The organism is Thalassospira sp. UBA848 (genome assembly GCF_002295455.1).
GTDB lineage: Bacteria > Pseudomonadota > Alphaproteobacteria > Rhodospirillales > Thalassospiraceae > Thalassospira.
Genome location: NZ_DBGS01000114.1, coordinates 1 through 6,243, shown reverse-complemented (window position 1 = coordinate 6,243; position 6,243 = coordinate 1). Strand labels below are relative to the sequence as shown.

The 6,243-nt window shown below is 56.3% G+C and carries 6 protein-coding genes; all 6 read left to right on the top strand.

From position 1 onward, the window contains the following. The coding region (locus B2R48_RS15635; protein ID WP_297002267.1) for an extracellular solute-binding protein at positions 1–613 on the top strand (613 nt) is incomplete at its 5' end. Between the two features lie 105 nt (positions 614–718). Further along, the gene (locus tag B2R48_RS15630; protein WP_297002263.1) at positions 719–1,816 is read left to right on the top strand and encodes an ABC transporter ATP-binding protein; all 1,098 of its coding nucleotides are present in this window, start codon (positions 719–721) and stop codon (positions 1,814–1,816) included. 36 nt (positions 1,817–1,852) lie between these two features. Beyond that, positions 1,853–3,229: an aspartate aminotransferase family protein gene (locus B2R48_RS15625; RefSeq protein ID WP_297002261.1), complete on the top strand. Its 1,377-nt coding sequence runs from the start codon at positions 1,853–1,855 to the stop codon at positions 3,227–3,229. Beyond that, on the top strand, positions 3,226–4,155 hold the full coding sequence (locus tag B2R48_RS15620) for a 3-keto-5-aminohexanoate cleavage protein (RefSeq protein ID WP_297002258.1): 930 nt from the start codon (positions 3,226–3,228) through the stop codon (positions 4,153–4,155). Before B2R48_RS15625 ends, B2R48_RS15620 begins: the two co-directional genes overlap by 4 nt. Before the next feature lie 68 nt (positions 4,156–4,223). Then, on the top strand, positions 4,224–5,267 hold the full coding sequence (locus tag B2R48_RS15615) for a histone deacetylase family protein (RefSeq protein WP_297002256.1): 1,044 nt from the start codon (positions 4,224–4,226) through the stop codon (positions 5,265–5,267). An 11-nt stretch (positions 5,268–5,278) separates the two neighbouring features. Continuing rightward, positions 5,279–6,243 (top strand): NAD(P)/FAD-dependent oxidoreductase (locus B2R48_RS15610; RefSeq protein ID WP_297002254.1); only part of this gene is annotated, 965 nt, incomplete at its 3' end.

Here is a 6,243-nt window from a genome sequence, read left to right as displayed (position 1 = left end):
CGAAGCCAAGGCCAAGGGTGCCAAACTGATGGTCGATGAAGCCTATAAAGGCAAGATCGGCGGCTGGGGTGAATGGAAAACCCGCATCTGGTACGGCGCGCTGCAGTCTGATCAGGACCCGAACAACATTCAGGACATTGAAGCCGTTTGGGACATGGTTCGTGCGCACCGTGACCTTGCGCTGAAATACTGGTCTTCGGGCGCGGAACTGATGAGCCTTCTGGCCGAAGAAGAAATCTATGTGACCGAAGGCTGGTCGGGCCGCATCAAGGCGCTGCAGGATCAGGGCCATGACATCGGATATCACGATCCGGCCGGTGGTCTTGGCTGGCAGGAATGCCTGTTCGTGCTGCGTGGCAGCCCGATGGCGGCCTGTGAAGAACTTCTGAACTTCATGCTGGAGCCGGAAGTGGCGATTGCCGTTGCCGAAGGTCAGAGCTATCCGCCGGCCCTTGATCCGCAGAAGATCGAACTGGGCGAGGTCATCCCGACCCTGCCGGCATTTGATCCGACCGGAACACTTTCGTCGCTTAGCTTCTTCGATCCGGCTTACTGGAATGAAAACGAAGCTGACTGGTCGAAAACCTTTTCTCGTGTACAGCGCGGCTACTAAGCCACGCCTGTTCGCCTGAGATTGTGTCCTGGCCATGCGCAACTGGCCAGGACACCCTTGCCGCCTTTCGTCGGGTGCGGCGCAATTCAGACAGGGTATTTAACAATGGCAGACAGAGATAACGCTGTTGAACTGCACAATGTCGTCAAACGGTTTGGTGAATTCACTGCCGTAAAACGCATTGACTTGACCGTCCCGGACAACAGCTTTGTAACTTTCCTGGGTCCGTCAGGTTGCGGCAAAACGACAACGCTGCGCATGATTGCAGGTCTGACCGACATCACCGAGGGTGACTTGAGGATCCGGGGAAAACGGGTCAACAGCCTGCCGATCCACAAACGCAACCTTGGCCTTGTGTTTCAGAACTATGCCCTGTTCCCGCACAAGACGATCTTTGACAACATCGCCTTTGGCCTGAAATACCGCAAGGTGTCGAAGGCCGACATTGCTGAGAAGGTCAACAAGGCGCTTGATCTTGTGCAACTGCCCCATGTCGCAGACCGTTATCCCAATCAGCTTTCCGGTGGTCAGCAGCAGCGCATTGCGCTGGCGCGCGCGATTGTGATTGAGCCGGATGTGCTTCTGCTTGATGAACCGCTTTCGGCCCTTGATGCCAATCTGCGCGAAGAAATGCGTGTGGAACTGAAACGCATCCAGCGCGAGTTGGGCGTTGCCACGGTATTTGTCACCCATGACCAGTCCGAAGCCCTGGCCATGTCTGATAAGCTGGTTGTCATGAATAATGGCTTTGTTGAACAGGAAGGTGCCCCTGAAGAGGTCTATAACAATCCCGCTTCGGCGTTTGTTGCAGACTTCCTTGGACATTCCAATATCATTGCAGGCAACCTTGGCAGCCCGGATGCGGCCTTTACCAATGTGCAGCTCGAAAGTGGTGAGACGTTACTTACGACTGACGAACAGACGGTGAAAGCCAAGAATTCAAAAGATGTTCGGGCCGTTGTCCGGGCAGAAAAAATTGATCTATCGGAACAAAACAAGGCATCAGATGGTGTCATTGCCATCCCCGGCAAGGTCAAAACTGTTGACTATCTGGGCCAGCAGGCCCGTTACTTTGTCGAGGCCAATGGCCGCGACTGGCAGGTCATCAACCCGATTGATGCCCACCCCCATAAAGAGGGGGCGGATATATTCATGCATATCGCCGCCCGTAATTGTGTGTTGTTGCCCGGCCATCACGACTGAGTTCGAAGATGCTGCCGGTTCAGGAGAGCCACCAGAATGACGCATGATCCCAAAAGCTCCGTCGGTCACAACCGGGAGTCCCGTCTGTTTTATCAAAGCCGGTCCCGCCGCCCGCTGATCGAACGATCAGAAGGCGTTTATATGTGGGATGTCGATGGCAAACGTTATATCGATGCGTCGAGCGGCGCGATGGTCAGCAATGTCGGCCATAGCGACCCGCGGGTAATCGCCGCCATGACCAAGCAGCTTGAAAAAGCCAGCTTCGCCTATCGCCTGCATTTCGAAAATGACGCGGCCGAAGACCTTGCCATCCGCCTTGCCGACCGTGCACCGGGCGATCTTGAACGCGTATTCTTTGTTTCTGGCGGGTCCGAGGCGGTTGAAAGCTGCATCAAGCTTGCCCGGCAATATGCACTGGCCAAAGGCCAGGCACAGCGCACAAAGATCATCTCACGTTTTCCGAGCTATCATGGTGCGACACTGGGTGCGCTTGCCATCACCGGCTATACGCCGATGCATGCGCCCTTTGCGCCAATGATGGTCGATCAGCCGAAAATTCCCGCACCGACATGCTATCTTGATCGTGATGATCTGAGCGATCATGAGCGCGGCATCAAATATGCCAACATGCTTGAAGCCGAAATCATCAAACAGGGCCCGGAAACCGTTCTTGGTTTCATTATGGAACCTGTGGGCGGGGCGGCCACCGGCGCGCTTGTCGCCCCGGACAGCTACTATAGCCGTATTCGCGAGATTTGCGATCAGTACGGCATCCTTCTGATCTATGACGAGGTCATGACCGGTGCCGGTCGTACCGGCAAATACTTTGCCGCTGAACATTGGGGCATCACGCCCGACATCCTTGCTGTTTCAAAGGGCCTGGCGGCCGGTTACGCCCCCCTTGGTGCGATGATTGCACCTGATCGCATTGTTGGCCCGGTTCTTGATCATGGCGGGTTCATTCATGGCTATACCTATGCCGGGAACCCGTTGGCCTGTGCCGCGGGCAATGGCGTCCTTGATGTGATTGAACAGGACAATCTGCTTGAAAATGCCGCCACCAATGGCTCGGCACTCAAGGATGAGTTGACCAAACTTGCCGAAGACTTCCCGATGGTCGGCGATGTCCGTGGCAAGGGATTGTTGCTGGCGATGGAGCTGGTCAAGGACCGCAACAGCATGGACCCGATTGAGCCCAAACATATGGCTGCAGCGCGACTGGTCGATATCGCCTATGAGATGGGCCTGATCATTTACTGGCGCCGCACGCGTGGCGGTTATCGCGGCGATCATGTCATGGTCTGCCCGCCAATGACCATCACCAAGGAACAGTTTGCAGACATTCTGGTGCCGCTGCGCAAGGCACTGACCGAACTGCAAGACGAACTCGTAGTCGCAGGAGCCTTCGCATGAGCCGCAAAGTTATCATCACCTGTGCGATTACCGGATCGGTGCATACCCCGTCCATGAGCCCGCATTTGCCCGTAACGCCCGATGAGATCGCCCAACAGGCGATTGATGCCGCCAATGCCGGGGCATCAATCCTGCATCTGCATGCACGTGATCCCAAAACGGGGTATCCAAGCCCGGACCCGGACGTATTCATGCAGTTCCTGCCAAAGATCAAGGCGGCGACCAATGCGGTGATCAATATTTCAACCGGTGGCGGCATGAACATGAATGTTCGTGACCGCATCCGGGCGGCACGCGAAGCGGCACCGGAAATGGCGTCGCTGAACATGGGCACGATGAATTTCGGCCTGTTCCCGGCCCTTGCCAGCCGCAATGAATGGAAACATGACTGGGAACCGGAATTCCTTGAAAGCAGCCGTGACTTCGTTTTCAAGAATACGTTTTCGGACATCGAAACCATTCTGGCCGATCTCGGTGATGCCAATGGTACGCGGTTCGAGTTTGAATGCTATGACGTCGGCCATCTATATACCCTGGCGCATTTCGTTGATCGTGGCCTGATCAAGGGGCCGATTTTCATTCAGTTCGTGTTGGGTGTTCTTGGTGGAATCGGGGCGGATCCCGACAACCTGGCGCATCTGAAACGCACCGCAGACAAGCTGTTTGGCGATCAGTATCAGTTTTCTGTTCTGGGTGCTGGACGCCATCAGATGCCGCTTGGCAGCATGTCGGCTGCTATGGGCGGCAATGTGCGGGTCGGGCTTGAGGACAATCTGTATATCAAGAAGGGCGAACTTGCGCCGGACAACGCATCGCAAGTGCGCAAAATCCGCGAGGTGCTGGACGGGTTGTCGCTTGAAATCGCAACACCGGACGAAGCGCGTGCAATTCTGGGCCTGAAGGGCGGCAACAAGGTCGCCTTCTAGGATCAGGATCAAACACCCAAACGACGACGCCACCACCGTTTGACCACATGACGTGAAAGGCGGCAGCGATGATGCATGCCTATTTCTCAGACGATCAGTTACGCCATCACGGCAAGACATTCATTGTCGCAGGCGAGAAAAAGCCGATCCCCGAAGTCCCCGAACGCGCCGAAATCCTGCGCGGTGCGGTTGCGCGTCTGGGTCTTGATCTTCATGCCCCCAATGATGCCGGACTGGCCCCGATTGCCGCCATTCACGATGCGCAATATCTGAACTTCCTGCAGACCATTCACGATGAATGGCAGGATGTCGGGGGTGCAGAACAGGTCATTCCAAACATCCACCCGTTTGATCGCAACGGCCCTTACCCGCGTCATCCTGCGGGCAAGGCGGGCTTTCATCTTGGCGATACGTCCTGCCCGGTCTCAATCACCACATGGCATTCGGCCTATGCCAGTGCACAAACCGCAATTGCGGCTGCTCGTCATGTACGTGATCAGGGTGCGAATACCGCCTATGCCCTGTGCCGCCCGCCCGGACATCACGCAAGTGGCAATATTGCCGGTGGATTTTGCTACCTGAACAACAGTGCGATTGCCGCTGAGGAGCTCCGCCGCAAATATGACCGCGTGGCAATCCTTGACGTCGATCTGCATCACGGCAACGGGACCCAGCATATTTTCTATGACCGGTCTGACGTCATGACCCTGTCGATCCATGCGGATCCGATTGATTTTTATCCGTTTTACTGGGGGCATGCCGAGGAATGCGGCGAGAAGGACGGGCTTGGTTTCAACCACAATCAGGCCCTGCCCCTTGGCAGCGGTGATGATGTATTCCTTGATGCCCTTGATAGGTCACTGGCTAAGATTGATGATTTCGGTGCTGATGCGGTTGTCATTGCCCTTGGCCTTGATGCATCACGCGATGATCCGTTTGGCGGGCTGACGGTCAGTCCAGATGGTTTTGCCCGGATCGGCGAAAAGATTGGCACCCTTTCCTGCCCGACCGTTCTGGTGCAGGAAGGTGGTTATGTTAGTGAAACACTTGCAGAAAACCTTTATCAATTCATCAGCGGCTTTGGCGCGACCACCAAGACCCACACGATTTAAGAAGGCCCCACATGACCCATTCGGACATCCTGATCATCGGCGGCGGCATCGCCGGAATGTCAGCCGCATTCTTTTTGGCAAAGGCGGGTAAATCCGTCACGGTACTCGAACGCGAAGATCAGCCGGGCTATCACAGCACTGGCCGGTCAGCCGCCCTTTATAGCGAGACCTATGGCCCGAAAATCATCCGCAAGATGTCAACTGCCAGCCGGTCTTTCTTCATGACCCCACCAGACGGGTTTAGCGAAAACCCGATCCTGACCCCGCGCGGCATTATCATGACCGCAGCCCCGGGCGAAGAGGCCGAACTGGATGCCATCCTGACCGAAGGGCGCGCTAATGGCGCAAACTTTGTTGAACTGACGCCCGATGAACTCAAGGAAATCATCCCGGTTCTGCATACCGACCGCGTAGCAAAGGCGGCCTATGAAACGGACGCCATGGACATTGATGTGCATGCGCTTCACTGGGGCTTTATCCGCCAGTTCAAGGCGCTTGGCGGTTCGGTTGTTACCAAGGCCGATGTCAGCACGATTGGCAAAGCAGACGGCAAATGGCAGGTCACGCTGGCCAAGGGGGATGTTTACAGTGCTGGTACCGTGGTCAATGCGGCGGGTGCGTGGGCTGATGACATTGCCACCAAGGCCGGCATCAAGCCGCTTGGCATCGTGCCCAAACGCCGCACGGCGGTGATGGTGGATGTGCCAGCAGACGTAAAGCCGCATGGCTGGCCGCTGGTCGCAAGCCTCGATGAGACGCTTTATTTCAAGGAAGATGCCGGCCGTTTGCTAGTATCGCCAGCCGACACCACACCGACCGAGCCGCATGACGTACAGCCCGAAGAACTTGATATCGCGATCACCATTGATCGCCTGATGACGGCGACCAGCATCGAGGTCCGCCGCCCGGGCGAAAGCTGGGCCGGATTGCGCAGCTTCTTTGCCGATGGTGATCCGGTATCAAGCTTTGATCCGGC